At 71.8% G+C, this 26,139-nt stretch carries 22 protein-coding genes; 6 read left to right on the top strand and 16 right to left on the bottom strand.

Annotated features, from left to right (window positions below; all coding sequences use genetic code 11):
- Window positions 1–69: 69 nt before the first annotated feature.
- Entirely contained in the window at window positions 70–702 is a 633-nt protein-coding gene (locus tag ACFY4A_RS05750) for a TetR/AcrR family transcriptional regulator (RefSeq protein ID WP_390828133.1), read from the bottom strand.
- Between the two features lie 138 nt (window positions 703–840).
- On the opposite strand from ACFY4A_RS05750, the gene ACFY4A_RS05745 reads away from it, so the two are divergent.
- Entirely contained in the window at window positions 841–2,304 is a 1,464-nt protein-coding gene (locus tag ACFY4A_RS05745; RefSeq protein ID WP_390828132.1) for a purine-cytosine permease family protein, read from the top strand.
- Between the two features lie 10 nt (window positions 2,305–2,314).
- Window positions 2,315–3,943, top strand: coding sequence for an amidohydrolase (locus ACFY4A_RS05740; RefSeq protein ID WP_390828131.1), 1,629 nt, complete (start codon window positions 2,315–2,317; stop codon window positions 3,941–3,943).
- Between the two features lie 356 nt (window positions 3,944–4,299).
- Here the strand turns inward: ACFY4A_RS05740 and ACFY4A_RS05735 are convergent, their stop codons facing one another.
- Entirely contained in the window at window positions 4,300–5,250 is a 951-nt protein-coding gene (locus ACFY4A_RS05735) for a LysR family transcriptional regulator (RefSeq protein WP_390828130.1), read from the bottom strand.
- A gap of 70 nt (window positions 5,251–5,320) precedes the next feature.
- Here ACFY4A_RS05735 and ACFY4A_RS05730 point away from each other — a divergent pair, with 70 nt between their 5' ends.
- The gene (locus ACFY4A_RS05730; protein ID WP_390828129.1) at window positions 5,321–6,493 is read left to right on the top strand and encodes a TDT family transporter; all 1,173 of its coding nucleotides are present in this window, start codon (window positions 5,321–5,323) and stop codon (window positions 6,491–6,493) included.
- Here ACFY4A_RS05730 and ACFY4A_RS05725 read toward each other — a convergent pair.
- The 4 genes from ACFY4A_RS05725 to ACFY4A_RS05710 all read right to left on the bottom strand — a co-directional run bounded on the left by ACFY4A_RS05725 (window position 6,405) and on the right by ACFY4A_RS05710 (window position 11,680).
- Window positions 6,405–7,121 carry a helical backbone metal receptor gene (locus ACFY4A_RS05725; protein ID WP_390828128.1) on the bottom strand — a complete coding sequence of 239 codons (717 nt, stop codon included), beginning with the start codon at window positions 7,119–7,121 and terminating at the stop codon, window positions 6,405–6,407. The genes ACFY4A_RS05730 and ACFY4A_RS05725 overlap by 89 nt on opposite strands.
- Window positions 7,121–7,687 (bottom strand): helix-turn-helix domain-containing protein, encoded by a 567-nt coding sequence (locus ACFY4A_RS05720; protein ID WP_390828127.1) that lies wholly within the window; start codon window positions 7,685–7,687, stop codon window positions 7,121–7,123. The genes ACFY4A_RS05725 and ACFY4A_RS05720 overlap by 1 nt, the downstream gene beginning before the upstream one ends.
- A gap of 293 nt (window positions 7,688–7,980) precedes the next feature.
- On the bottom strand, window positions 7,981–10,599 hold the full coding sequence (locus tag ACFY4A_RS05715) for an ABC transporter permease/substrate binding protein (RefSeq protein WP_390828126.1): 2,619 nt from the start codon (window positions 10,597–10,599) through the stop codon (window positions 7,981–7,983).
- Entirely contained in the window at window positions 10,592–11,680 is a 1,089-nt protein-coding gene (locus ACFY4A_RS05710) for a glycine betaine/L-proline ABC transporter ATP-binding protein (protein WP_390828125.1), read from the bottom strand. The genes ACFY4A_RS05715 and ACFY4A_RS05710 overlap by 8 nt, the downstream gene beginning before the upstream one ends.
- 203 nt (window positions 11,681–11,883) lie before the next feature.
- Here ACFY4A_RS05710 and ACFY4A_RS05705 point away from each other — a divergent pair, with 203 nt between their 5' ends.
- A complete protein-coding gene (locus ACFY4A_RS05705; RefSeq protein WP_390828265.1) occupies window positions 11,884–12,813 on the top strand; it encodes a 5'-3' exonuclease H3TH domain-containing protein in 930 nt (309 codons plus the stop codon).
- A gap of 104 nt (window positions 12,814–12,917) precedes the next feature.
- Window positions 12,918–13,763, top strand: a complete 846-nt coding sequence (locus tag ACFY4A_RS05700) for a siderophore-interacting protein (protein ID WP_390828124.1) — start codon at window positions 12,918–12,920, stop codon at window positions 13,761–13,763.
- A gap of 51 nt (window positions 13,764–13,814) precedes the next feature.
- Here the strand turns inward: ACFY4A_RS05700 and ACFY4A_RS05695 are convergent, their stop codons facing one another.
- The 4 genes from ACFY4A_RS05695 to ACFY4A_RS05680 form a co-directional block, all read right to left on the bottom strand.
- The gene (locus ACFY4A_RS05695; protein ID WP_390828122.1) at window positions 13,815–14,591 is read right to left on the bottom strand and encodes an ABC transporter permease; all 777 of its coding nucleotides are present in this window, start codon (window positions 14,589–14,591) and stop codon (window positions 13,815–13,817) included.
- Complete coding sequence (locus ACFY4A_RS05690; protein WP_390828121.1) at window positions 14,588–15,616, bottom strand: ATP-binding cassette domain-containing protein; 1,029 nt, start codon at window positions 15,614–15,616, stop codon at window positions 14,588–14,590. Before ACFY4A_RS05690 ends, ACFY4A_RS05695 begins: the two co-directional genes overlap by 4 nt.
- A 195-nt stretch (window positions 15,617–15,811) precedes the next feature.
- Window positions 15,812–16,459, bottom strand: coding sequence for a PadR family transcriptional regulator (locus tag ACFY4A_RS05685; protein WP_390828120.1), 648 nt, complete (start codon window positions 16,457–16,459; stop codon window positions 15,812–15,814).
- Between the two features lie 105 nt (window positions 16,460–16,564).
- Window positions 16,565–17,146, bottom strand: coding sequence for a GNAT family N-acetyltransferase (locus ACFY4A_RS05680; protein WP_390828118.1), 582 nt, complete (start codon window positions 17,144–17,146; stop codon window positions 16,565–16,567).
- Window positions 17,147–17,223: 77 nt separating this feature from the next.
- Between ACFY4A_RS05680 and ACFY4A_RS05675 the strand changes: the two genes are divergently transcribed.
- A complete protein-coding gene (locus tag ACFY4A_RS05675) occupies window positions 17,224–18,174 on the top strand; it encodes an RluA family pseudouridine synthase (RefSeq protein ID WP_390828117.1) in 951 nt (316 codons plus the stop codon).
- On the opposite strand, the gene ACFY4A_RS05670 is transcribed toward ACFY4A_RS05675, so the two are convergent.
- The 6 genes from ACFY4A_RS05670 to ACFY4A_RS05645 all read right to left on the bottom strand — a co-directional run bounded on the left by ACFY4A_RS05670 (window position 18,168) and on the right by ACFY4A_RS05645 (window position 25,997).
- Window positions 18,168–19,679 (bottom strand): cytochrome P450, encoded by a 1,512-nt coding sequence (locus ACFY4A_RS05670; protein WP_390828116.1) that lies wholly within the window; start codon window positions 19,677–19,679, stop codon window positions 18,168–18,170. The two genes, ACFY4A_RS05675 and ACFY4A_RS05670, sit on opposite strands and share 7 nt — an antisense overlap.
- A gap of 59 nt (window positions 19,680–19,738) precedes the next feature.
- Window positions 19,739–20,359, bottom strand: coding sequence for an ATP/GTP-binding protein (locus ACFY4A_RS05665; protein ID WP_390828115.1), 621 nt, complete (start codon window positions 20,357–20,359; stop codon window positions 19,739–19,741).
- Window positions 20,340–20,750, bottom strand: a complete 411-nt coding sequence (locus ACFY4A_RS05660; protein WP_390828114.1) for a DUF742 domain-containing protein — start codon at window positions 20,748–20,750, stop codon at window positions 20,340–20,342. The genes ACFY4A_RS05665 and ACFY4A_RS05660 overlap by 20 nt, the downstream gene beginning before the upstream one ends.
- Complete coding sequence (locus tag ACFY4A_RS05655; protein WP_390828113.1) at window positions 20,747–21,154, bottom strand: roadblock/LC7 domain-containing protein; 408 nt, start codon at window positions 21,152–21,154, stop codon at window positions 20,747–20,749. Before ACFY4A_RS05655 ends, ACFY4A_RS05660 begins: the two co-directional genes overlap by 4 nt.
- Window positions 21,151–22,806 (bottom strand): ATP-binding protein, encoded by a 1,656-nt coding sequence (locus tag ACFY4A_RS05650; protein WP_390828112.1) that lies wholly within the window; start codon window positions 22,804–22,806, stop codon window positions 21,151–21,153. The genes ACFY4A_RS05655 and ACFY4A_RS05650 overlap by 4 nt, the downstream gene beginning before the upstream one ends.
- A gap of 338 nt (window positions 22,807–23,144) precedes the next feature.
- Window positions 23,145–25,997, bottom strand: coding sequence for a DEAD/DEAH box helicase (locus ACFY4A_RS05645; protein WP_390828111.1), 2,853 nt, complete (start codon window positions 25,995–25,997; stop codon window positions 23,145–23,147).
- Window positions 25,998–26,139 lie beyond the last annotated feature (142 nt).

Here is a 26,139-nt window from a genome sequence, read left to right as displayed (position 1 = left end):
GGTGGCCTGAACGGTGGCCCGAACGGTCGCCGGTCCGGGGCGCCGTGGCCGTGTGCGCGGTCCGCCGCGTCAGTCGTCCTCGCGCAACGTGCCCGGCGCAAGCCCGAGTTCGCGCTCCGCCGTGGTGAACAGCAGGGTGTCGAGCGTGGGGTGGGTGAACAGCGTGTCGTCGTTGGCGTAGGCGCCGAGGCCGTCGATCGCCACGAGGATGACCACGCACGCCCCGAGGGCGTCGGCGGTGGTGAAGTCCCCCCTGCGCACACCGTCCTCGATCACGGCCGTCAGGGCGTCCCGCATGATCGCCTCCTGCTCGGCGACGACGTGCCGGAGGTTCGGGCGGTAGCGGGAGAGGTGGCGGGCGTTGAGCCAGAGCCGGCCGAGGTCGACGAAGTCCTGGCCGTTGAGACGGCGCAGCAGGCGGCTCAGCCGCCGGGCCGGCGGCAGCGCGGCCTCGGCTTCCGGCAGCAGGGCCTCGCGTTCGCGGGTGACCGCGCGGACGAACGCGTCGCACAGCAGGTCGTCGATGGTCGCGAAGTAGTGGCTGATCAGGCCGGGGCGTACCCCCAGCTCGTCGGCGACGAGCTGCATCGTCACACGCTCCAGGCCCCGCTCAAGCGCGAGGCGGGCGGCCGTCTGCAGGATCTCGGTCCGTCGCTCGGCCGCCGTTTTCCGCGTCCGCGTGGCCCGGGGGGTTGACGTCATGCCGATCACACTATTGGATGGCGCACCAACAGTCTATTGGTGCCGACACCAACAAGGCTGCTCCGCCTTGGCCGCACCCCCCGGACACCTCGGTGGCGAGGACAGTGCCGTCTTTTCGTCTCTTCGAAGGAACCACCCATGCAGCGTTCCCCGCGTTCCCCGGCGGGCCCCGACGTGGCCGCCTGCGCCCCCGGACGTGACCGGGCCGGACTGGTCGAGAGCCGGGGCATCGACTGCGTGCCCGACTCGGAGCGGCACGGCACGGCGCGTGAGCTGTTCTCCGTCTGGGCCGCGCCGAACGTGAGCTACCTCAGCTTCGTGGTCGGGGGGACCCTCGTCCTGATGGGGCTGTCACTGACGGAGTCGCTTGCCGTCATCGTCACCGGCAACCTCTTCTGGCTCCTGACCGGGTTCATCGCCGTCAGCGGCCCCGCCGCGGGAACCTCGGGCTCCGTCGTCTCCCGGGCCATGTACGGCGTCGTCGGCAACAAGGCCGTCGTCGCCCTCACCGGGTGGCTGATCTCCTCGCTCTACCTCGCGCTGAACTGGTCGGCGGCCTCCGTGGCCGGTCTCGGCCTGGCGGGACGGCTCGGCCTGCCGGACTCGGCCGCCCTGGACGCCGCGGTGGTCTGCGTGATCGCCGGAGCCACCATCCTCGTCGCGATCTACGGGCACGCGACGATCGTCCGCCTGTACACGGCGCTGACCATCGTCCTCACGCTGGTCTTCCTCGCCCTGAGCGTGATGGTGCTCGGGGACACGGACTGGTCGTACACGCCCGCCCAGCCGCTCACCGGGCTCGGCCACCTGGTCGTCCTGGCCTCCGGCTTCACCATCGTCGCCTCGGCCCCGCTGTCGTACTCCAACAGCCCGGACCTCTCCCGCTACCTGCCGCGGCACACCAGCGGGCGGGCCATCACGCTGTGGACCGCGTGCGGCGCCTTCCTGCCGAGCGTCGTGTTCACGACGATCGGGGCCCTCGCGGCCACCACGCTCGACATGAGCGATCCGCAGGCGGCGCTGGAGAGCGTCATGCCGCACTGGTTCGTGCCCGTCTTCGTCATCGCGGTGGTGGTGAACACCGTGGCGAACAACGGCATCACCGCCTACAGCTCCGGACTGTCGATGCAGTCGATCGGCGTGCGGCTGCCCCGGGTGATCGCCGTCCTGGTCGTCGGCGTGATCGGCACCACCATGACGCTGTTCGCGCTCCTGGTCTTCGACTTCCTCACCGCCGTCAACGCCATGATGGAGCTGGTCGTGATCATCACCGGCCCGTGCATGACCGTCTACGCCACCGACATCGTCCTGCGCCGCAACCGCTACGACGGCGAACTGCTCCACGACCAGAGCCGTACGAGCCCCTTCTGGTACCGCGGGGGCGTCAACTGGGCCGGTGTGCTCGCCACCCTGGGCGGCGCCGCCGCGGCGACGCTGTGCGCCAGCTCCACGTTCTGGGCCGGCCCGGTCTCCGCGGCCATGGACGGCCTCAACCTCGCCATACCCGTCGGCGTCCTCGGCTCGGCGGCCCTGTACTGGGCACTGTCCCGCGCCTTCCGCACCGTTCCCACAGCGGCTTCCCCCACGACCGCCCAGCACTGAAAGAACGACCATGAACGCCGACCTCATCGTGCGCGCGGCACGGATCGAGAACTTCGACCCCACGCCCGGCCCGACCACGGACACCGTGGTGGCCGTCCAGGACGGCCGGATCGTCGCCGTCGGCGGGGACGACCTCCTGCGCCACTGGACGGGCGCCGCCACCGACGTGCTGGAATTCCCCGGGGCGACCCTCACCCCGGGACTGACCGACGCCCACGCCCATCCGGTGTGGGGGGCGATCGAGGTGGGCACCGGCCTGGACCTCGGCGGCCTGACCACGCTCGACGCGGTGGTCTCCCGCATCGAGGACCGCATCGCTGAGCAGGGCCGCGAGGCGTGGGTGACCGGGTTCGACCTCGACATCAACGTCTTCGACGGGGAGCCCACCGGCCATCCGCTGGGGCGGCGCTTCCCCGGCGTGCCGATCTCGCTCATGACCCGCGACGCGCACTCCCTCGTGGTCAGTCCGGCCGTGGTCGCCCGCGTCGGTCTGACCGGTGCGGAAACCTTCGACGACGCCTCCGAGATCGTCGTCGGACCCGACGGCCGGCCCACCGGCTTCATCGTCGAACTCCAGGCCATGGACCTCGTCCTCGACCACTGTCCCGAGGTACCGCTCCCGGTCGCGGCCGGCCATGTCGCCGACCGGCTGCGCGAGTTCGCCTCGACCGGCCTCACCGGCCTGCACGCGCTGGACTTCACCGCGCCCTCCGAGGACGTCTACCGGGAGATCGAGAGGCACGGTGACCTTCCTCTGCGGGTGCGCTGCTCACCGCTCGTGCCCGCCGACTCGGGTCGGGACGTCTGGGAGGCCGTCGCCGCCCAGCAGGGGCTCGCCGGGCGCCGCTGGCACGTCGCGGGCGCCAAGCTCATGCTGGACGGCACCGCCGACAACGGCTCCGCCTGGTTCGAGCACCCCGACGTCCTCGGTCAGAACCGCCGGCCGCTGTGGAAGGACGTGGAGGGCTACCGCGAGGCCGTCCGGTTCTTCACCGAGCGCGGCGTCCCCACGGCCACCCACGCCATCGGCGACCGGGCGGTGCGCACCGCGCTCGACGTGATCGAGGAGGCCGGCCACGCCGCGTCCGCCCCGCACCGGATCGAGCACATCGAGTCGATCCCCGACGACCTGCTCCCCCGCTTCGCCGCACTCGGCGTCGTCGCCGGGCTCCAGCCCGTCCACGCGACCCGCATGACCAGGGCCGACCAGAAGGACAACTGGTCCCGCCGGATCGGGCCGCAGCGGGTCGCCCACGGCTGGCGCACCCGCGACCTGCTGGACCACGGCGCCGTGGTGGCACTCGGTTCGGACTGGCCCATCGGCATCGCGGACCCTCGCACCGCCCTCGCCGACGCCCAGTTGCGCCGGCCCGTCGAACAGCGGAAGGCCGCCCCCGTGCAACCCGGCCAGCGGATCAGCGCCCGGGAGGCCTACGCCGGGATGACCCGTGCCCCGGCCGTCGCGGCGGGCGCCGCCGACCGGCTCGGCCGGATCGCGCCGGGCTACCTGGCCGACCTCGCCGTGTTCGCCCACGACCCCCTCGACCTGACCCCCGAACAGCAGACCGCCAACCCCGTCCTCGCCACGGTCGTCGGCGGCTCCGTCCTCCAGCACACGCCCCAGGAATGCGCCTCGTGACCTCCGCACCGACCGCGCCGTGCTCCTCGACCTCAGCCCGGTGGGGGTCTTCGAGGTGCCCGAGGTCGCGCAGGGAACGCATCTGCGCACCAACCACTTCCTCACCGCCGTCCCCTCCCGGCACGAGAAGACCTGGCTCTACCAGCCCGACTCCGGTGAGCGCTACGCCTTCCTCCGCGACCGGCTCGCGCGCAACCCCGTCGAGCGCGCCGGGGAACTGGTCCAGCGGCTGGTGACCGGCCCCGGGGAGCCGGCACGCTGGTCCAGCACCTCGACGGGCAGGCGGAAGTGGTCGGCGTGTTCGGCGGCACCTGGTCTCAGCCGGTTCCCGGCCTCGTCCGTTTTCCGAGCCCGCTTCACGACCGTGTCAGGGACAGCAGCTCGCGGGCCGGGCCCACCGGGCGGTGGCCGGTGGGCCAGACCGCCCGCAGGGCGCGCTCGAGGGTGACGCCGTCCACGGGCACGGGAACGAGCCGGCGCAGGGACAGCTCCTCGCCCACCGCGAGTTCGCTGAGCACCGCCGGTCCCGCTCCGCTCACCGCGGAGGCCTTCACCGCCGTCGTGGAGGACAGCTCGATCAGCGGGCGCGCCAGGCCGCCCAGCGCCGCGTCCAGCACCTGCCGGGTGCCGGAACCCTTCTCGCGCAGGATCAGCGGCGTGGTGGCCAGTTCCTCCGCGGACAGCGGCCGTCGGCGGCGGGCCCACGGGTGGGCCGGGGCGGTCACCACGATCAGGCGGTCGCGGCCGATCACGACGGAGTCGAGACCGGACGGCACCGACACGCCCTCCACGAAACCGAGGTCCGCCTCGTCCCCCAGCAGCCGTTCCGCCACCACCGCCGAGTTCCCGGCGAGCAGGGACACCGCCGTGTCCGGCCGCCGGGCGCGCAACGCGATCAGCCATCCCGGCAGCAGGTACTCCGCGATCGTCATGCTGGCCGCCACCCGCAGTCGCGAGTCCCGCCGGTCCCGCAGCGCCTGCGCGCCCGCGTCGAAGGCCTCCGCCGCCTCCACGACCCGCCGCGCCCAGTCGGTGACCAGGGCTCCGGCGTCCGTCAGCCGCGATCCGCGCGGCGAGCGGTCCACCAGCGCCACGCCCAACTGCCGTTCCATGGAACGGATCCGGCTGCTCGCCGCCGGCTGGGTGATGCCCAGCTCCCGCGCCGCCCCGCCGAGGCTGCCCAGCCGCGCCACCGCCAGCAGCAGTTCCAGCGCGCCCAGGTCGGGCACCCGGTGCGCCAGCGAGGTCCCCGGCCGCCGTCCCACGCCGTCTCCTCCGTTCACCTCGGTCCTCTCGGTGCTGCTCATAAGACCAGCTTATGTCGTGATAGACACAAACCCCCTGGTGGGAGCGTATGGACCGGGAAAACCTTGAGTCATGGTCATCGCAGCCCACTCCCTGCCCCGGCAGGCCGCAGCCCGGCCCCACGTCCCCGCCGTCCGCCATCTGGGCCCCAACTGGTACGCCTCCGCCATGGGCACCGCCGCCGTCGGCACGGCGGGCGCCGCGCTGCCGCCGCACATCCCGGGACTGCGCACCGTGTGCACCGCCGTGTGGGCCCTCTCCCTCGTCGTGCTCGTGGCGCTGCTGGCCGCCCGCACCCTGCACTGGACCCACCACCGCGACCAGGCCCGCGCCCATCTGCTGGACGCGACGGCGGCGCCGTTCTACGGCTGTCTGTCCATGGCCCTGCTGGCGGTCGGCGGCGGCACCCTGTCCGTCGGGCGGGACTGGATCGGCACCCCGGCCGCGGTCGCCCTGGACGCCGTGCTGTTCACCGCCGGTACGGCCGTCGGGCTCGTGGCCGCCGTCGCCGTGCCGTACCTGATGGTCGTGCACCATCGGATCGAGCCGCACCAGGCGACGCCCGTGTGGCTGCTGCCGCTGGTCGCGCCCATGGTGTCCGCCGCCCTGGGGCCCGCCCTCGTGCCGTACCTGCCGGCCGGGCAGGCCCGGGCGACCCTGCTCCTGGCGTGTGTGGCGATGTTCGGGCTCAGCCTGCTCGCGACCCTGGTCGTACTGCCGGTGATCTTCGGCCGGCTGCTCACGGCGGGCCCGCTGCCGCTCGCGCTCACCCCGACGCTGTTCCTGGTCCTCGGCCCGCTCGGGCAGTCCACCACCGCCGTCGGCGCCTTCGCGGACACGGCGCACGGTGTCGTACCGGCCCCGTACGCCGGCGGCTTCGCCGTGCTCGCCGTCCTGTACGGCGTCCCGGTCACGGGCTTCGCGCTGATGTGGTTCGCCTTCGCCGCCGCCCATGTGCTGCGCGCCGCCCGCCAGGGCATGGGCTTCGCGATGACCTGGTGGTCGTTCACCTTCCCGGTGGGCACCTGCGTCACCGGCGCCGCGGCCCTCGCCCGGCACACCCACCTCGCCGCCTACAGCGCCCTCGCGGTCGGTCTGTACGCCGTCCTCGTCACCGCCTGGGCCGCTGCGGGCGTGCACACCGCCCGCGGGCTGATCAGTGGCGCGCTGCTCGCAGCGCCCCGCCCAGCACCCGTGGAGCCCGCGCCAGTGACGGCCCGTACCACGTCAGGTACCGCCCGCTGACCAGCGCGCAGGGCAGCCCGGGGAAGGCCTCGGGACCGTCGTCGGCGGTGAAGAGGTACGGCTCGTCCGGCAGCACGACGACGTCCGGGGCGGCCGCGCGCAGCTCCTCCAGCGGGACGCGCGGATAGCGTTCGGCGTGCCCGGCGTAGAGGTGGTCGACGCCCAGGCGGGCCAGGACGTCACCCGCGAAGGTGTCCCGGCCCAGCACCATCCAGGGCCGCCGCCAGACCGGTACGACGGCCGTCGTGCGGCGCGGGGCCACGGGCGGCGACGACCAGGCCGCCTCGGCCTCGTCCAGCCACCGGGGCCGGCTCCCGCCGCACGCGCGCAGCACCCGCGCCAGTTCCCGGAAGGCCTGCGGCAGGTCCCTGATCTCGGTCACCAGGACCTCGATGCCCGCCGCGCGCAGGGCGTCGAGGTCCGGCGCCCGGTTCTCCTCCTCGTTGGCGATCACCAGGTCGGGGGCGAGGGCGGCGATCCGGTCCACCTTGGGGTTCTTGGTGCCGCCGACCCGGATGACGTCGAGGTCCGCCGGATGCGTGCACCAGTCGGTGGCGCCGACGAGTACGCCGGGCAGGGACACGGCCACCGCCTCGGTGAGCGAGGGAACGAGCGAGACGACCCGCATCAGCGCGACCGGTCCTGTACCGCCTCGATGTGCTCGGCGACCGCGACCACGATCACCCGGGTGTCGGGCACGGTCGCCCGCCAGCGGTGGCGCACCCCGCCGGTGAGGTACATCGTGTCGCCGCGCACCAGCCGGTAGGCCCGGCCCTCCGCCTCGATCTCCACCGCGCCGTCGGCGACATACATCAACTCGTCGTTGCGGTGCTGGAATTCGCGGCCGACGTCGTGGTCTCCGGTGAACTCCGAGGCGTGCAGCTGGTGGTGGCCGCGCACCAGGGAGCGCACCCGGGGTTCGGGTTCCAGCTCGGTGACCTCGGCGCGCACGACGTCGACGCTGCACGCCGGGTCGGCCGCCGCCAGCAGTTCCACGGCGGTGGTGCGCAGGGCGTCGGCGACCTTCTCCAGGGAGGTCTGGCTGGGCCGGGCCCGGTCGTTCTCGATCTGGCTCAGGAAGGGAACCGACAGACCGCTGCGGTCGGCCACCACGGCGAGGGTGAGCCCCAGCGCGCGGCGGCGCCGCCGGACGGCCGCGCCCACTCGAAGGGGCCGCTCTTTGTTGTCGCCCATCGCTCCGGCTCCCTCCTTCGCTCGTCGGTCCGCTGCTCGTGGGGCCGCTGCCCGCGGGCCCGGTTCCGGGCGCACTCCTTCTGAAGACCTCTCTGCACCCTACGCATGTTCGGCAAACAGTTTCCTGCCGTCGTCACATCCCTGTAAGGATCGCGCGGGCCCGGGGCGCGTGGGGGTTGCTCCGCGTGGTTGGCCGGATTCCTCCTGTGGACAAGCGCGCGGGGGCGGGCCCGTCCCACGCATCGCAGGCGATGCGGGGCGGGCCCGCCCCTCGGCGGTGTCCGGAGCGGCGGCTACTGCGCGGTCATCCGCGCCGGGACGTCGGGGTGCTGCTTCAGCCAGGCGGTGACGGCCTCGTCCTCGTGGCCCTGACCGCGCTGGTTGATCTCGCTCTCGAGGCTGCCGAGCTCGTCCTCGCTCATCCTGAAGTTCTTGATCCACTTGGTGAGCTGCGGGTACTGCTCGGGGAACTTGGAGCTGGAGATGGTGCGCACGGTGTTGCCCTCGCCGAACAGCTTCTTGTCGTCGGCGAGCTTGGTGAGGTCGTAGCGGCTGTACGCCCAGTGCGGCGACCACAGCACCACGGCCACGGGCTGCTTCTTGGCGTACGCGCGCTTGAGCTCGGCGAGCATCGCGGGCGTGGAACCGTCGACGACCTTGTACTCCTTGTCCAGGCCGTAGCCGGGCAGGACCTTGTCCTTCAGCAGGGTCATCTCGCCGGTGCCCGGCTCGATGCCGATGATCTTCCCGCCGAAGGTGGACGCCTTGCCCTTGAGGTCCTCCAGGGACTTCACGTCCTTGACGTAGGACGGCACGGCGATCTCCAGTGAGGTCGGCTCGTACCAGGTGCCGAGGTCCCTGAGTCTGTCCTTGTTCTTGTCCCAGTAGTTCTTCTGGGCGTAGGGCAGCCAGGCGTCGAAGTTGAGGTCGATGTCGCCGCCGGCCAGGCCGGTGTAGACCGGGCCCACGTCCATCTGCTTCAGGTTCATCCGGTAGCCGCGGCGCTCCAGGACGTTCTTCCACAGGTGGGTGACGGCGATGTCCTCGTCCCACGGGAACCAGGCGACGTTCAGGGTGCGCTTGGCCTCCGCCGGCTTGGCGGTGGAGCCCCCGGGCAGCGGGGCGAGCTTGTCGACGACGCCCGGGTTGTCCTTCAGCCAGGTGCGCACGGCGTCCTGCTGGCGGCCCTTGCCCGCCTTGTTGATCTCGGCCTCGAGGCTGGTGAGCTGCTTCTCGGTCAGCTTGAAGTTCTTCAGCCACGTGCCGACGACCGGGTCGTCGTCCGCGAAGCCCTTGCGGGCCAGCGTGTGCACGCCGTCGCCCTTGCCCCAGGAGCCCTTGGGGTCCTTCAGCTTCTTCAGGTCGAAGTCGCTGTACGCCCAGTGCGGTGACCAGAGCGTGACGACGATCGGTTCCTTCTTGCTGTAGGCGCGCTTGAGCTCGGCCAGCATGGCGGGCGTGGAGCTGTCGACGACCTTGTACTCCTTGTCCAGGCCGTAGTCCTTGAGGACCTTGCTCTTGAGCAGGCCCATCATGCCGGCGCTGGACTCGATGCCGGTGATCTTCCCGCCGAACAGGCCCGCCTTGCCCTTGAGGTCGTCGAGCGAGTTCACGTCCTTCATGTACGAGGGGACGGTGAGCTCCAGGGACGTCGGGCCGTACCAGGAGCCGAGGTCGTCGAGCCGGCTGCCGTACTTCTTCCAGTACTGGGCGTGGGTCGTCGGGAGCCAGGAGTCCGTCTCGAAGTCGACGTTGCCCTGGGCGAGCGCGGTGTAGAGCGGTCCGGCGTCGAACTGGCGGGCGTCGACCTGGTAGCCGCGCTGTTCGAGGATCTCCTTCCACAGGAAGGTGGACGCGACGCCCTCGTCCCACGGGATGTATCCGATGGTGATCTTCTTGCCGCGGCCGACGTCGCTGCCGTCGCCGGCGGCGGTCGCACTGCCGCCGCCTCGCGCGAAGAGGCCCATGCCACCCGCGACCAGGGCGAGGACCACCACGCCGATCACGGCGATCTGCGGCTGCGGCCGGTACGACCAGATCTTCAGGCCCTTGGCGGCCCGCGCCTTGGCGGCGGCGCGCCGGCCGAGCGGCGAGACCTCGGTGCCCAGGGCGCTGGTCATGCGGTCGAGGTAGATCGCGAGGATCACGATGGCTATGCCGGACTCGGAGCCGAGGCCGACGTTGAGCTGGCCGATGGCCTCGTTGACGTCGCCGCCGAGGCCGCCGGTGCCGACCATGCCGGCGATCGCGGCCATGGACAGACCGAGCATGATCACCTGGTTGACGCCGGCCATCACGGTGGGCAGCGCCAGCGGCAGCTGGACGCGCAGCAGCGTGTTGCGGGGCGTGGTGCCGAACGCCTCGGCCGCCTCGACCAGTTCCTTGTCGACCTGGCGGATGCCCAGCTCGGTCATGCGCACACCGGGCGCGAGGGCGAAGATCAGGGTGGCGACGATGCCCGCGGAGGCGCCCGTGCCGAAGAACAGGATGGCCGGGATGAGGTAGATCATCGCGGGCAGCGTCTGCATGAAGTCCAGGACCGGCCGGACGAAGGCGCTGACCCGGTCCGAGCGGGCCGCCCAGATGCCGACCGGCACCGAGATCACCAGCGCGATGATCGTGGCGACGAGTACCAGCGACAAGGTCACCATCGCGTCCGACCACAGCTCCATGGAGTCGATGAACGCGAACCCCACGAAGGTGAGCACTCCGGCGAAGGCGCCGCGCAGCCACCAGGCGAGCACGGCGAAGATGCCCGCGAGCAACAGCGGCTGCGGCGCCTGGAGGACGGCGTTGATCCCGTCGTAGGTGCCGGTGAAGACGGCCTTGAGGAAGTCGAAGAGCCAGGACATGTGGCCGAGCAGCCAGTCGACCGCGGAGTTGACCCAGTCGCCGAGCGGGATCCTAGGCACGGGCCACCGCCTTGTCGCCGCCCTTGTCCCGTGGCGCGTCGCACCTCACCTGGCTGCTCTGCTCGTCACCCAGGAAGCCGACGAGGCGCTGGCGCGGGACGATGCCGACGAGGTCGCGGTGCTCGTCCAGCACGGCGACCGGGTGGGGCACGCGGGCGCTGATCGCGCACAGTTCGGTGAACGGGGTGTGCGGGGTCGCGGTGTCGCAGCCGCAGTCCGCCTCGTCGCCGCGCACGTCGCGGTCCATGACCGACTCCGCGGTCAGCACCCGGGACCGGTCGACGTCCTGGGTGAAGGAGGCGACGTAGTCGTCGGCGGGGCGCAGCAGGATGTCCTCGGCGGTGCCGGTCTGCACGATGCGGCCGTCGCGCATGACGGCGATCCGGTCGCCCAGGCGCATGGCCTCGTTGAGGTCGTGCGTGATGAAGACGATCGTCTTCTTGAGCGTCTTCTGGAGCTGGAGCAGCTGGTCCTGCATGTCGCGCCGGATCAGCGGGTCCAGTGCGCTGAAGGACTCGTCCATCAGCAGCAGGTCGGCGTCGGTGGCCAGGGCGCGGGCCAGGCCCACACGCTGCTGCATGCCGCCGGAGAGCTCGTCGGGCCAGGAGGACTCCCAGCCGGCCAGACCGCACAGGGCGAGCGCCTCGTCGGCGCGGCGTTCGCGCTCGGCGCGGGGCACGCCCTGCACTTCCAGACCGTAGGCGGCGTTCTCACGGACGCTGCGGTGCGGGAAGAGCGCGAAGTGCTGGAAGACCATGCTGATCTTCTTGGAGCGGACCTCGCGCAGCTCGCGGTCGCTGAGCGCGGTCAGGTCCTGGCCGTCGAAGCTGACGCTGCCGGCGGTCGGCTCCAGCAGCCCGTTGAGCATCCGCAGGAGCGTGGACTTGCCGGATCCGGACAGGCCCATGACCACGAAGATCTGGCCGGGGTCGACGCTGAAGGAGGCGTCGATGACGGCGGCGGTGGTGCCGTCGGCGCGCAGATCCTCGCGGTCGGCACCCTGCCGTAGCTTTTCCACTGCCTCGTCCGGTCGTCGGCCGAACACCTTGAACAGGTGCTGGGCCTGAAGTCTTGAAGACACGCGTACCTCTTGTCTCGGGGCCAGGGACGGGATAGGGAGGGCCGCTAACAGTTGAAGAAAGCAACCACCTTCATCCGAGGCGCGCCTGCCCAGACCCGTTTGACTCAAACCGAACGTGGCCTGCTTCACATTGCCCTCGCCTTCCGTCCACCCGATGTCCACGGTTTCCGGCTGTCCGGTGACTGTCGGTGCCGTACGGCATGATGCGAGGCGTGACCGGACGACTGATGCTCCTCGACACCGCCTCCCTGTACTTCCGCGCCTATTTCGGCGTCCCGGAGTCGATCAAGGCCCCGGACGGCACGCCGGTGAACGCCGTGCGCGGGCTGCTCGACTTCATCGACCGGCTGGTCAAGGACCACCGGCCCGATCACCTGGTGGCCTGCATGGACGCCGACTGGCGGCCGGCCTGGCGGGTGGACCTCATCCCCTCCTACAAGGCGCACCGGGTGGCCGTGGAGCACACCAGCGGTCCGGACGAGGAGGAGGTGCCGGACACCCTGTCCCCGCAGGTCCCGGTGATCGAGTCCGTCCTGGACGCGGTGGGCATCGCGCGCGTGGGCGTCGCGGGGTACGAGGCGGACGACGTGATCGGCACGTTCACCGCGCGGGCGACGGGCCCGGTCGACATCGTCACCGGAGACCGGGACCTGTACCAGCTGGTGGACGACGCCCGCGGGGTGCGAGTGCTGTACCCGGTCAAGGGCGTCGGCACGCTCCAGGCCACCGACGAGGCCGCCCTGCGGGAGAAGTACGGGGTCGACGGCCGGGGGTACGCGGATCTGGCGCTGTTGCGCGGCGATCCGAGCGACGGGCTGCCGGGCGTACCCGGCATCGGGGAGAAGACGGCGGCCAGGCTGCTCGCCGAGTTCGGCGACCTGGCCGGGATCATGGCGGCCGTCGACGACCCGAAGACGAAGCTCACGCCGTCGCAGCGCGGGCGGCTGGACGGAGCGCGGCCGTATCTCGCGGTGGCGCCGAAGGTCGTGCGCGTCGCCGCCGACGTCCCGCTGCCGGACGTGGACACGGCGCTGCCGCGCGCCCCTCGCGATCCGGCGGCGCTCGAGGAGCTGGCGGCCCGCTGGGGCCTGGGAGGTTCCCTTCAGCGGCTGCTCGCCACCTTGTCGGCGTGACGGCCGTGGCGACGCGCACTGCCGGAGTCCGGACGGGGGAGGTGCCCCACCGGGGCGAGATGTTAGCTTAGGTAAACCTAAGCAAGGGTAACTGGGAGGCCGTCATGGCAGAACGTCCGGCGCGCAAGCCGCGCAGGGCCCACTCCGCGCAGGTCGTCCGGACCGAACGGCTGACCCCGCGCATGCAGCGCGTGGTGCTCGGCGGGGACGGCCTGGCCGGCTTCTCGGCGGACACCTGCACGGACCACTACGTCAAGCTGCTGTTCCCGCCCGACGGGGTCACCTATCCCGAGCCCTTCGACATGCAGCGGATCCGTGAGGAGTTCCCGCGCGAGCAGTGGCCGGTGACCCGGACGTACACGGTGCGCGCCTGGGACCCCGGCCACCGCGAGCTGACCCTGGACTTCGTCATCCACGGCGACGAGGGGCTGGCCGGCCCCTGGTCCCTGCTGGCGCGACCGGGCGAGACCGTGCGCTTCCTGGGCCCCGGCGGCGCCTACGCCCCGGACGCGAGTGCCGACTGGCATCTGCTGGCCGGTGACGAGAGCGCCCTGCCGGCGATCGCGCGCTCCCTGGAGGCACTGCCCGAGGGTGCGACGGCCCACGCCTTCATTGAGGTCGCGGGCCCCGAGGAGGAGCAGAAGATCGACTCCGACGTGGAGGTGGTCTGGCTGCACCGCGGCGAGCGGCCCGTCGGCCGGGCGCTGGTCGAGGCCATACGGGCGCTGCGGTTCCCCGAGGGCCGGGTGCACGCGTTCGTGCACGGTGAGGCCGGGTTCGTGAAGGAGCTGCGCCGGCTGCTGCGCGTCGAGCACGCCGTTCCCCGCGAGGACCTGTCGATCTCCGGCTACTGGCGGCTCGGCCACGACGAGGACGGCTGGCAGGCCTCCAAGCGGGACTGGAACGCCCGGATCGAGGCGGAGCAGGAGGGTGCGGCGCCGGCCACGTGAGCCATGCGCAAAGCGGCGGTACCCGGGTCGGTACCGCCGCTTTCGCGTGGCTCAGACCGACCGCTGGTAGGAGCGGAACGTCCGTATCGACAGCCACACCGCGGCCACCGCGAGGGCCAGCAGCGCACTGCCCCGGCTTCCCACGACGCTCCAGTCGGGATGCGCGGACATCGCGGAACGGCCCGCCACCATCGCCCAGTTGAGTGGGTTGAAGTCGGCGATGTGGCGCATCCAGGCGGGCATCTGCGCGGGGGCCATGAAGGCGGAGGACAGGAACGTCAGCGGCAGCAGCAGGAAGGTGTTGATGCCGATGATGGACTCCCGCTCCCGCACCAGCATTCCCAGCGCGTTGGACAGTGCCCCGAAGACCGTGCCCAGCAGCACTGAAGCGAGCACCAGGACCAGGACGCCGCCGACGCCGCCGGGGTAATCGGCTCCGCCCAGCAGGCCGAGCAGCACGATGACGACCGACTGAAGGGCGGTGACCAGGCCGTTGTGGACCACGTTGCCGTTCATCAGGGCGGCCCGGCTGACCGGGGTGGTCAGGAACCGGTTGAGCGTGCCGCGCTGGATCTCCTCCAACGTGCCCATGCCGGCCCACATGTTGGAGCTGAGCGCGCTCATCACCACCACGCCCGGCACCAGGTAGTCCAGGTACGAGGTGGTGCCGAAGCCGCCGAGCTCGACGACCTTCCTGAAGAGGTCGCCGAACAGGAACAACCAGATCACCGGCTGGATCAGGGTGATGACCGCGTAGGCCGGCTGGCGCGCGAACACCATCAGCTGACGCTGTGTCATGTACCAGGTCTGGGAGATCGCGGTGCTCATCGCGCACCTCCGGCGAAGGCCAGGGCCTCGGTGCCGGCGGCTCCGCTCTCGGCTTCCGCCTCGGCGTAACGGCGGCCCGCGTAGCGGAGGTAGACGTCGTCGAGGGAGGGACGGGCCACGGTCGCCGCGGTCACGGTGACCCCGGCGCGCTCCAGCCCCGCGAGGAGCGCGGGCACGGCGGCGGCTCCGTCATCGGCGCGGGCGCTGATCCGGCGCCCGTCGATCAGCACCTCGTGCACACCGGGCAGGGCGCCCAGGGTGCCGGCGAGCACCGTACGCCCGGCCTCGCCGGCCGCCTCGCGCAGTTCCACGTGGACCGCGTCGCCGCGCAGTTCGCCCTTGAGGGAGTCCGGGGTGCCCTCGACGACGACCCGGCCGCGGTCGACGATGGCGATGCGCTCGGCAAGCCGGTCGGCCTCCTCCAGGTAGTGCGTCGTGAGCAGGATGGTCAGGCCCTCCTCGCCGGCCAGGCGGCCGATCTCTTCCCACATCGCCGCACGGGCCTCCGGGTCGAGGCCGGTGGTGGGCTCGTCGAGGAAGAGGACCTCGGGCCGGTGCACCAGTCCGAGCGCCACGTCCAGGCGCCGCCGCATACCGCCGGAGTAGCCCTTGACCGGGCGGCGGGCGGCGTCGGCGAGGCTGAACCGCTCCAGCAGTGCGTCGACCCGCCGGTCCAGGTCGGCGCCCTTCAGACCGTAGAGCCTGCCCTGGAGCCGGAGGTTCTCGCGGCCGGTGGCGACCGGGTCGGCGCCCGAGCCCTGCGCGACCACGCCGATGGCGCGCCGCACCCGGTCCGGGTGGCGCAGCACGTCGTGGCCGGCCACGGTCGCCTCGCCGGAGTCGGGGCGGGCCAGGGTGGTGAGGATCTTGACGGTGGTGGACTTGCCGGCGCCGTTCGGGCCGAGGAGACCGAAGACGGTGCCCGGCTCGACGGTGATGTCCATGCCGTTCAGGGCGGTCACCTCGCCGGGATAGGTCTTGGTCAGCCGGCGCGACTCGACTGCGGGTGCACGGGTGGGACTCATGGCGGAGCTCTCCTGGATGAGTGAGGAGTGGATGGATGGCGAAGATCGCCGAGTGATCCACGTGAGAGCGCCGGGCTATCCTGGGTGTGCCGCACCTCGATCGCCCGGAGAAACCTCACGGTGGATTCGGCTCGGGGTTCGAGACCCTGGCGGGGCTGCTGCAACAGCCCTGTCGGGGTCTGTTTCATCGGGGGTTCACTTCTGGTAGTGGCGTTCCTCGGCTTCCTTGAACTCCGTGGGGATCTCCCCCGTCTCGTGGAACCGGCGCCAGCTCTCGACGCCCGGCAGCGAGCCCTCGCGGATCTCGCGGGCGAAGCCGCGGACCCACTCCGTCTCCGCCTCGGCCATGTGCTGGTGGTACTCGACCTCGACGAGGAAGAGGCGCGGCAGCGTCTCGTAGAGCTTGTCCAGCACCGCCCGTCCGCTCGCCACTCGCATCTCCAGGGCGGTCAGCCGCTCCTCCAGCAGCCGCACGACGTCGTCCGGGGGCAAGGCCCCCAGCAGCGAGAGCGCGGTCTCGAAGATCGGGTACTCCTTGGCCGGTACGGCGACGAGGTCCGACAGCCACCGCGTCATCTCCTCGCGGCCGGACTCGGTGAGCGCGTAGATCGTGCGCTCGGGGCGGTTGCCCCGCCGCTCCACGTCGACCACCTCGACGAAGCCGCGCTTCTCGAGGTTCTGCACGACCGTGTAGAGCGAGCCGTAGTTGATCTTGGTGCTGGCGTCCTTGCCCTGGCGGCGCAGGGTCTGCGCGATCTCGTAGGGATGCATGGGCTTCTGCCAGAGCGTGGTCATCACGGTCAGCGCGAGCGGATTGCTCAACTTGGCGCGCCCGCCGACCATACCCGATCACCTCGCTTCCGAATATCCGGAGACGAACATATCGCGACTCCGCACCCACGTCAATAGACGCGATATATCGTGGTCCGGCGAGCTGGTTCTCCGCACTCAATCCCCCCGGACGCGGGCGTGCAGATGCATGTCGTGCCAGCCGTCCGCGTGGAGGCCGGAACTGCGCTTGGTGCCCTCCAGGGCGAAGCCGGCCCTGGAGGCGACACGGCAGGACGCCCCGTTGTGCACGGAGTGCAGGAGCTCCAGGCGGTGGAACCCGGTGTCCTCGAACGCCCAGTGCACGAGCACCGCGGTGGCGCGCGAGGCCACGCCCCGGCCACGGGCCACCGGAGCGGTCCAGTACGCCACCTCCGCCGCGCCGTCCTCGAACCGCACCTCGCGCAGCGCGACCCGCCCCACCGGACGGCCGGTGTCCGCGTCGGCCACCGCCCACTGGGCCTCCCGGTCCGCCGACCAGGCGGCGCGCCACTCCTCGATCCAGCCGGCCGCCTCGGCCTCGGACTCGGCGGCCCTGGCGTGCCACTGGTGCATGACCGGGTCCTGGAAGACGTCGTGGACGACGGGCGCGTCCTCGGGCGTCCAGGGCCGCAGGAGGAGACCGTCGCCGGTGGACAGGGTGGGCTGCGCGGTGCGCGCGAAGGTGCCGGCGGGAAGTACCGGGCTGGTAAGAAGAGGCATGGCCCGTATCCTGCCCACGCACGGGCCGCCGCGCAGTGGTTTTCCCGGGCCGTGGGCGGCCTCGTAGGCTTCGGTCGATGCGACGCAAGACCCGTACCCCGCCCTCTCCCCTGCCGCAGCGCCAGGGGGTGGACCCGGTGCGGGTGCGGCTGCCCGCCGCGGGGGCGTGGGCCACCGTGCGGGCGTATCTGGTGGAGCGGCTGTCGGGGGCGGGGCCCGGAATGGTCGGGGCCATGGTCGACGCGGGCCTGGTCGTCGGGGCCGACGGACGGTCGGTGGCGCCCGATGCGCCGTACGAGCCCGGGATGTACGTGTGGTTCCACCGGGAGCTGCCCGAGGAGGTGCCGGTGCCGTTCCCGCTTCGGGTCGTGCACCGCGACGAGCACCTCGTCGTCGTCGACAAGCCGCACTTCCTCGCCACCACCCCGCGCGGCGCGCACATCACCGAGACGGCGCTGGCACGGCTGCGGCGGGAATTGGGGATCCCCACTCTGAGCGCCGCGCACCGCCTGGACCGGCTCACCGCCGGACTGGTGCTGTTCACGGTGCGGCCCGAGGAGCGCGGCGCCTACCAGACGCTGTTCCGCGACCGGCTGGTACGCAAGGAGTACGAGGCGGTGGCACCGTACGACCCGGCACTGGTTCTGCCACGGACCGTGCGCAGCCGGATCGTGAAGGAGCGCGGGGTGCAGGCCGCCCGTGAAGTGGCGGGCGAGGCCAACGCCGTCACGCGCGTGGAGCTGGCCGAGCACCGCGCCGACGGACTCGGGCGGTACCGGCTGGTGCCCGCCACCGGACAGACGCACCAGCTGCGGGTGCACATGAACGCGCTGGGCGTGCCGATCCTGGGCGACCCGCTCTACCCGGTGGTGACCGACCCCGTGCCGGCCGGTGACTTCCGGCGCCCCCTGCAACTGCTCGCACGGACACTGGAGTTCACGGATCCGGTCACGGGGGCGGAGCACCGGTTCACCAGCGGGCGGGTACTCCGGGCCTGGTCCGACGTCACGGGGTGGGCCGGTCAGTAGCCGCGCCACCAGCGCAGGAAACGCTGCCAGGCTCCCCGGGGGCGGACCGCACCGGCGGCCGGTGCGGTGTCCGGCTCCCCGGCGCCCGCCGGCTCCGGCGCCGCCGGGGGCTCGGGCGACGGCTCGGGGGACGGCTCCGGCCGCTGCCGCGCGGTCGCGGTGCCGACCTCCCAGGCCGGGCGCGCCGGCTGAAGCGGGTGCGGGGTGTGGCTCGGCTTGGATCTCTCGTCCTGCTGCGGCCGCGGGGTGAACCGCACCGGCAGCTCCAGCAGATGGCGGGAGGCGATCGACTCCGTCCAGCGCAGCTCCGCCTCGTCGCAGTCGAGCCCGACGTCCGGCAGCCGGGTCAGCAGCATGTCGACGCCGACGTCTGCGATGGCGCGCCCGACGTCCTGACCGGGGCACTCGTGCGGGCCGCCGCCGAAGGCGAGGTGGGAGCGGTTGCCCTGCATGTCCGCCGTCGGGCCCGGCCGCACCCGGGGATCGACGTTGCCCGGCGCGATGCCCAGCAGCAGCCCGTCGCCCCGGCGGATGCGCCGGCCACCGAGTTCCGTCTCCCGCTTGGCGAAGTAGCCGAAGATGGTGCTGAAGGGCGGCTCGTCCCACAGCGACTGCTCGACCGCCTCCGGCACCGTCATCTGACCGCCGTTGAGCTGGGCCCGGAAGCCGGGCTCGGTCAGGACCCGGCGCACGGTGTTGGCCAGCAGGTTGGCGGTGGCCTCGTAGGTGCCGATGAGCACGACGCGCAGGTGCTGGCCGACCTCCTCGTCGGTCAGGCCCGCCGGCTGGTCGATGAGGTGGCTGGTGAGGTCGTCCTCGGGCCGGGCCCGGCGGCGGGCGGTGAGCCGCAGCAGACAGCCCATGATGTACTCATTGCTGGCGATCGCGGTCCCGGTGCCCTTGAGCATGTCGCGGGCGGCCTGCACGATCCGGTCGTTGTACTCCTCCGGCATGCCGAGGACCTGGCACATCACCGCCATGGGCAGGTGCTCGGTGAACTGGGCGACGAGGTCGGCGCGGCCCGTCTCGCAGAACCGGTTGACCAGGCGCTGGGTGGCCCGGCCGATGTGGCGGCGCAGGGCGCGGAAGTCGATGAACTCCAGGGCGCCCTGGACGGCGCCGCGCAGCCGCTTGAGTTCCTCGCCCTCGGCGTGCGCGCAGATCGGCTGCCAGGCGATGTGCGGCATGAGCGGGTGATCGGGCTTGACGCTGCCGTCCTTGAGCGGCGTCCATATACGGCTGTCCTTGGTGAACTGCGAGGGGGTGGTCACCATGCGCAGGTTCTCGGCGTGGCCGAGGACCACCCACATCGGCACGTCGTCGTGGAGCAGTACGGGCGCCACCGGGCCGTACTGCTCGCGGAGTTGCTCGTAGAGCGCTCTCAGGTCCCGCGCCTCGTGGAGCCGGTGCAGCCCTCCGGGCCCGGTACCGTGCGCGGGGCAGCCGGGGGGCGGGTCGAGGGCGAAGTCGTCCGGACCGGTCGGGGAATGGGGTTCAGGCGTCACAGCGGTCGCTTTCGGAAAACGGAAGAGGTGTGGGTGCGGGACGGGCCGACCGGCGCGGATCAGGTGAACGAGCCCGTCACGGCGAGGGAGTGCAGGAAGCGCACCAGCGTCATCAGCACATCGCGGCTGGAGGCGCGGAGCCGCGCGTCGCACTCGACGATCGGGATCTCCTCGGGCAGGTCGAGCGCGGCGCGCAGCTCCGGGATCGGGTGACGGGGGGCGTCCGGGAAGGAGTTGACGGCGACGACGAAGGGCACGCCGCGCTCCTCCAGGCGGCCCATGACGTCGAAGCTGACCTCCAGCCGACGGGTGTCGGCCAGCACCACCGCGCCGAGCGCGCCCTCGAACAGCCCGTTCCACAGGAACCAGAAGCGCTGCTGGCCGGGGGTGCCGAAGAGGTAGAGCACCAGTTGGTCCGTGATGGTGATGCGCCCGAAGTCCATGGCCACGGTGGTGGCCGTCTTGGACTCGGAGCCGTAGTCGTCGTCGACGCCGATACCGGCCTGGGTCATCGTCTCCTCGGTGGTGAGCGGCCTGATCTCGCTGACCGAGCCCACCATGGTCGTCTTGCCGACCCCGAAACCACCGACGATCACGATCTTCGCCGCGGTCTGGACCGTGTGCGGCAGATGGTCCTCGGTGCGCGGGCCGGGGAGGGTGTCAGAGCCTTTGAAGTCCATGCATCACCGCTTCGAGGAGGGAACGATCGGGGACCGCCCGGCGGACGATCGGCGCGCGGGCCTGCACCAGTCCGGCCGCGAGCAGCTCGGTGATCAGGGCCGTCGTCGCGCTGAACGGCAGGTTGAGGTAGGCCGACAGCTCGGCCACGGACAGCGGGGCGGTGCACAGCCGCACCAGCGCGGCCTGCTCCGGGGCGGCGGACGGCGGCGGCTCGGTGCGCGCCACGATCAGTGTCACCAGGTCGACGGCCGCGCGGGCGCCGTCCTCGCCCGCCCCGGCGACCACGTACAGCCGTTCGGGGTTCTTCTCCTCGCCCTTCCCGGCGGCGGGTTCGGGGGGCGGTGGCGGTTCGTGCCGGGCGGAAAGCCTCTGCCGTCGCGGAGGAGTCATACGGTCTGCCCGCCCCGCCGCGGCGGACTGGTCAGGTGGGCGCCGATGCGAACCACGAGGTCGCGCATGCGGGCGCTCATGAGGCCGGGTTCGGTGCGGATGTCGGCGAGCACCGCGAGATAGGCGTTGGCCCCCGTGGACATGAGGTAGAAGTAGCCGCCGTCGATCTCGATGACGACCAGCTTCATCCGGCCGTCGCTGTTCGGGATCTCCACGGCGACGGCGCTCGCGAGGCTCTGCAGTCCGGCACAGGCCGCGGCGACCCGGTCGGCGGCGTCGGCGTCTCCGCCGTAGCGGGCGATGCGCAGGCCGTCGGCCGAGAGCACCACGATCATCTCGATGCCCGGCACGCTGTCGTCGAGCTCCTTGAGCATCCAGTCGAAGTTGGCTCGCTGCTGGATCACTTGAGGTCCCCCTCGTCGTCGGCCCGGACGTCGGCCTCGGCTCGGGCCGGCTCCTCGATCAGGTGGATATACGCGGTCGGATCCTGTGTGAACGCGGTCGGGTCCGGGCCCGGGTTGTCCTTCTTCAGCCCGTCCCAGAAGGCCTCGACCCACAGGCCCGGTTCGGGATCCTCACTCGTGGGCGCGGGCCCGGGTCCGGACACGGCCCGCACCGTCCCGCCCTCCCGCTCGGCGCGCTCGGCGCGCTCGGCGCGCTCGGCGCGCTCGGCGGCGGCCTGCTCGGCGATGCGCCGGCTCAGCGGGGTCCTGGCCCGGCTGCGGCGCTGCGGCAGGCCGCCCGCCGTCCACTCGGTGACCTCGGGGACCTCGTCGTCCACCAGGGACACCGCGGCGGGGACGCGGGGGCTGGTGGGGCGGCGCCTCTTCGGGGCGCGCTCGGGGCCCGCCAGCGCGTCCTCACCCGGAGCCGGAACGGAGGTGGCGCCGATGCCGTGGGCGAGTCCCGGAGCGGGATCGGTGGTCGTCATGTCGCTGGGCACCACGAGGACCGCGCGAACACCGCCGTACGCGGAGGCCCGCAGGGAGACCTGCATCCTGTGCTTCGCGCACAGGCGTCCTACGACCGCGAGGCCCAGGCGGGGAGTGTCGCTGAGGTCCAGCGGGTCGACCCCGGCCTTGGCCGCCTCGAGCAGCCGCTCGAGTCGGGCGCGGGTCTCCTCGTTCAGGCTGACGCCGCCGTCCTCGATCTCGATGGCGACGCCGGTCTGCACCTCGACGGCCGTGACGTGCACCTTGGTCTGCGGCGGCGAGTAGCGGGTGGCGTTGTCGAGGAGTTCGGCCGCGGCGTGGATGACGGGCTCGACGTCGATGCCCTTGATGTTGACCTTGGCGATGGAGTGCAGCTCGATGCGCCGGTACTCCAGGATCCGGGACATGGCGCCGCGCAGCACGCTGTAGAGCGTGACCGGGTTGGGCCACTGGCGGCCGGGGCGACCGCCCCCGATGACGGAGACGGAGTCGGCCAGGCGGCCGATCAGCGCGGTACCGTGGTCGATGCGCAGCAGGTCGTCGAAGACCTCGGGGCTGCGGCCGTGGTCCTCCTCCATCTCCCTCAGTTCCCTGGCCTGTTGGTGCACGATCGCCTGGACGCGCCGGGCGATGCTGACGAAGGCTCGCTGGCTGGAGTCGCGGATGTTCTCCTCGTCGTCCACGATCTTGAGGATCATGCGCACCACCGCGCGCTGCGACTCGGGGATCGCACGCCACTCGGGGTGGCCGTCGACGACGCCGCGCATCACCTCGGCAGGTGTGTGGCTGCCGCGCAGGTGGTCGATGGCGGCGGGGAGGATGTCCGAGGCGAGGCGGTGGATCTCCCGGTCGTGGGCGGCCAGGCGCCCCTCCAGGTCCGCGGTGCGCCGGACGTGCTCCGCGCGCTGGTCCCGGATGATGCGTCCGCGGCGCACCGCTTCGGCGCCCGTGGTGAGCACCAGCAGGGTGGCGACGGCGCCGCAGCAGACGACGGCGAGGCGGGCCGAGTCCGTCACCAGGGCGACGGCGGCCCCGGTGGCCGCCGCCATCACCATGGTGGGCAGCAACAGCACGCGCGCGTAGGGAAGTTCACGGCCACCGGGGGGCGATTGAACACTCACCATGTAAGCCCTCTGAGAAGAATCGGCTGGGTTCGGGCAGCTTCCAGTGGGGGTGTGTCATGAAACCGACGGGAATTTCAGCATGTTTGAGGACGCTTGGGAGCAAGCTCACGAACAACCTCAACTCGCTGCGCCGCGGGCGAGCATAATCCGGTCGGATCATCGCCATGTCATATTCGGCAAGGGCCTGAAACGGGGCGTACGGCAGGAGTACGCTCGAGGCTTTGCGCATCCCGGCTCGATTCGAACACGTACAGTGACGCAGTACGGGCATACGAAAATCACATGGCCCCGGCAACGTCCACCGGGACCATGTGATCGATGTGATCGTCCGACTCGGCCTACCCGACCGAGGAATAGGCCACGACCCCCCGCAGCAGCCCGTCCACCGCCTTGCGCGCGTTCCTGGCCACCGAGGAGCCTTCCACCGGCGCCGCCGCCGAGATCTGGCCCAGCACGTCGATCACCTGCTTGCACCAGCGCACGAAGTCGCCCGCCGGCATCTCCGCCTCGCGCAGCACCTCGTCCAGGCCCTTGCCGGAGGCCCACATGTACGCGGCCCAGGCGAAGCCGAGGTCGGGCTCGCGCTGACCCACCCCCTCGGTCTGGTTGATGCGGAAGTCCTCCTCCAGGGCGTCCAGCCGGCCCCAGATCCGCACCATCTCGCCGAGCGCCGCCTTCGCCTTCCCCGAGGGGAGCTTGGGCGCCATGGCGTCGTCGCCGACCCGCGCCTCGTACACCAACGCCGAGACACAGGCGGCGAGTTCGGCCGGGCTCAGGCCCTCCCAGACACGCTCGCGCAGGCATTCGCTGGCCAGCAGGTCGAGTTCGCCGTACAGCCGGGCGAGCCGCTTGCCGTGCTCGGTGACCTCGTCGCCGCGCAGGTAGTCGAGCTCGGTCAGCAGCGCGACGATCCGGTCGAAGGTGCGCGCGATGGTGTTCGTACGGCCCTCGATGCGGTGCTCCAACTGCTTGGTGTCGCGCATCAGCCGGTGGTACCGCTCGGCCCAACGGGCGTGGTCCTCACGGTCGTCGCACCCGTGGCAGGGGTGGGCGCGGAGCGCGGCGCGCAGCCGGGCGATCTCGCGGTCGTCGGCCGCCTGAGAGCGCCGCTTGCGGTGCCGCTCCGCCGGGATGTGCCCAGCCTTGGTGCGCAGCGCGGAGGCGAGGTCACGGCGGGACTGCGGGGAGCGCGGGTTGAACGACTTCGGGATCCGCATCCGCTCCAGCGGCTCCACGGGCACCGGGAAGTCGATGGCCGCAAGCCGCTTGACCTGGCGCTCGGCCGTCAGCACCAGCGGGCGCGGGCCGTCGTGGTACTCCAGGCCGCGGTGGCCGTTGGAACGGCCCGCGGGCAGGCCCGGGTCCAGCACCAGGGCCAGACCCGCGAACTTCCCGGTGGGGACGTGGATGACGTCGCCCGGCTTGAGCTTCTCCAGGGCGACGGCGGCCTCGGCACGCCGCTGGGCCGTGCCCTGCCGGGCCAGCTCGGTCTCGCGGTCCTTCAGTTCCCGGCGCAGCCGCGCGTACTCGGTGAAGTCGCCGAGGTGGCAGGTCATGGAGGCCTTGTAGCCCTCGAGGCCCTCCTCGTTGCGCTGCACCTGCCGGGAGATCCCGACGACCGACTTGTCCGCCTGGAACTGCGCGAAGGAGGTCTCCAGCAGCTCGCGCGAGCGGTGCCGGCCGAACTGCTCGACCAGGTTGACCGCCATGTTGTACGACGGCTTGAAGCTGGAACGCAGCGGGTAGGTGCGGGTGCCGGCCAGGCCCGCCAGGTGTTCGGGGCTCATGCCGCGCTGCCACAGCACCACCGCGTGGCCCTCGACGTCGATGCCGCGGCGGCCGGCGCGGCCGGTGAGCTGGGTGTACTCGCCAGGGGTGATGTCGGCGTGCTGCTCGCCGTTCCACTTCACGAGCTTTTCCAGCACCACCGAGCGGGCCGGCATGTTGATGCCGAGGGCGAGGGTCTCGGTGGCGAAGACCGCCTTGACCAGACCCTGCACGAACAACTCCTCGACGACCTCCTTGAAGGTCGGCAGCATGCCCGCGTGGTGGGCGGCGATACCGCGCTCCAGGCCCTCCAGCCACTCGTAGTAACCGAGGACGTGCAGGTCCTCGGCCGGGATGGCGGCGGTGCGCTCCTCGACCAGGGCGCGGACCCGCTCCCGCGCCTGCTCGTCGTTGAGTCTCAGGCCCGCGTACAAGCACTGCTGGACGGCGGCCTCGCAGGCGGCACGGCTGAAGATGAAGGTGATCGCGGGCAGCAGGCCCTCGGCGTCGAGGCGCTCGATGACTTCGGGACGGCCCGGGGTCCAGACCCGGGAGCGCTGTCTGCGCTCCCGCTCGCGGTCGGCCTCACGCATCGCGCGGCCGCGCCGGCGGTCCTGCAACGAAGGGCGGCTGGCCTCCAGGCGGGCCATGCGCGTGAGGTCGGGGTTGACGGCCTTCCGGTGGCCCTCGCCCTCCTCGAACAGGTCGTACATCCGGCGCCCGGCCAGCACGTGCTGGAACAGCGGCACGGGCCGGTGCTCGGAGACGATCACCTCGGTGTCCCCGCGGACGGTGTCCAGCCAGTCGCCGAACTCCTCGGCGTTGGACACGGTCGCCGACAGGGACACCAGGGTCACCGACTCGGGCAGATGGATGATCACTTCCTCCCACACGGCGCCGCGGAAGCGATCGGAGAGGTAGTGCACCTCGTCCATGACCACATAGCCGAGGCCGAGCAGGGTCTGGGAGCCGGCGTAGAGCATGTTCCGCAGCACCTCGGTGGTCATCACGACCACCGGGGCCTCGGAGTTGAGGCTGTTGTCGCCGGTCAGGAGGCCGACCTTGCCGCTGCCGTAGCGGCGGCACAGGTCGGCGTACTTCTGGTTCGACAGCGCCTTGATCGGCGTCGTGTAGAAGCACTTCCTGCCCTGCTGGAGGGCGAGGTGGACGGCGAACTCGCCCACGATCGTCTTGCCGGAGCCGGTGGGCGCGGCGACCAGTACGCCCTTGCCCGCCTCGAGCGCCTGGCAGGCCTCGATCTGGAACGGGTCGAGGCCGAAGTCGTACATCTCGCGGAAACCCGCGAGCGCGGTGGCCTGCTCGGCAGCTCGCCTGCGCGCTGCCGTGTACCGCTCGGCCGGTGAGAGGTCCTCTGTCATCGTGCTTTCGAGCGTACCGGGCCGCACCGACAACAGGACGATCATTATCCCGATCGTCCCTGACGTGGAAAAGGCCGGGGGGGGGGGGGGGGGGGGGGGGGCCCCCCGGGGCCCCGGGGGGGGGGCGGAAAGGAACACTAAATCCTGGAAAGGCTCAGTGCCAGGCGAGGGGCCCCGGGGGGGGGGC

Origin of the sequence: Streptomyces sp. NPDC001292, assembly GCF_042896465.1 — a bacterium.
Classification (GTDB): Bacteria; Actinomycetota; Actinomycetes; order Streptomycetales; family Streptomycetaceae; genus Streptomyces.
This window is presented reverse-complemented; position numbering and strand designations above follow the sequence as displayed.

Excerpts from the sequence above, each read along its gene's own strand:
- ACFY4A_RS05650 (WP_390828112.1), bottom strand. The coding sequence starts at position 22,806 with ATGGTGAGTGTTCAATCGCCCCCCGGTGGCCGTGAACTTCCCTACGCG.
- ACFY4A_RS05695 (WP_390828122.1), bottom strand. The coding sequence starts at position 14,591 with ATGAGCACCGCGATCTCCCAGACCTGGTACATGACACAGCGTCAGCTG.
- ACFY4A_RS05665 (WP_390828115.1), bottom strand. The coding sequence starts at position 20,359 with ATGGACTTCAAAGGCTCTGACACCCTCCCCGGCCCGCGCACCGAGGAC.
- ACFY4A_RS05680 (WP_390828118.1), bottom strand. The coding sequence starts at position 17,146 with ATGCCTCTTCTTACCAGCCCGGTACTTCCCGCCGGCACCTTCGCGCGC.
- ACFY4A_RS05750 (WP_390828133.1), bottom strand. The coding sequence starts at position 702 with ATGACGTCAACCCCCCGGGCCACGCGGACGCGGAAAACGGCGGCCGAG.
- ACFY4A_RS05690 (WP_390828121.1), bottom strand. The coding sequence starts at position 15,616 with ATGAGTCCCACCCGTGCACCCGCAGTCGAGTCGCGCCGGCTGACCAAG.
- ACFY4A_RS05730 (WP_390828129.1), top strand. The coding sequence starts at position 5,321 with ATGGTCATCGCAGCCCACTCCCTGCCCCGGCAGGCCGCAGCCCGGCCC.
- ACFY4A_RS05675 (WP_390828117.1), top strand. The coding sequence starts at position 17,224 with ATGCGACGCAAGACCCGTACCCCGCCCTCTCCCCTGCCGCAGCGCCAG.
- ACFY4A_RS05735 (WP_390828130.1), bottom strand. The coding sequence starts at position 5,250 with ATGAGCAGCACCGAGAGGACCGAGGTGAACGGAGGAGACGGCGTGGGA.
- ACFY4A_RS05705 (WP_390828265.1), top strand. The coding sequence starts at position 11,884 with ATGCGAGGCGTGACCGGACGACTGATGCTCCTCGACACCGCCTCCCTG.
- ACFY4A_RS05685 (WP_390828120.1), bottom strand. The coding sequence starts at position 16,459 with ATGGTCGGCGGGCGCGCCAAGTTGAGCAATCCGCTCGCGCTGACCGTG.
- ACFY4A_RS05720 (WP_390828127.1), bottom strand. The coding sequence starts at position 7,687 with ATGGGCGACAACAAAGAGCGGCCCCTTCGAGTGGGCGCGGCCGTCCGG.
- ACFY4A_RS05660 (WP_390828114.1), bottom strand. The coding sequence starts at position 20,750 with ATGACTCCTCCGCGACGGCAGAGGCTTTCCGCCCGGCACGAACCGCCA.
- ACFY4A_RS05645 (WP_390828111.1), bottom strand. The coding sequence starts at position 25,997 with ATGATCGTCCTGTTGTCGGTGCGGCCCGGTACGCTCGAAAGCACGATG.
- ACFY4A_RS05700 (WP_390828124.1), top strand. The coding sequence starts at position 12,918 with ATGGCAGAACGTCCGGCGCGCAAGCCGCGCAGGGCCCACTCCGCGCAG.
- ACFY4A_RS05740 (WP_390828131.1), top strand. The coding sequence starts at position 2,315 with ATGAACGCCGACCTCATCGTGCGCGCGGCACGGATCGAGAACTTCGAC.
- ACFY4A_RS05725 (WP_390828128.1), bottom strand. The coding sequence starts at position 7,121 with ATGCGGGTCGTCTCGCTCGTTCCCTCGCTCACCGAGGCGGTGGCCGTG.
- ACFY4A_RS05745 (WP_390828132.1), top strand. The coding sequence starts at position 841 with ATGCAGCGTTCCCCGCGTTCCCCGGCGGGCCCCGACGTGGCCGCCTGC.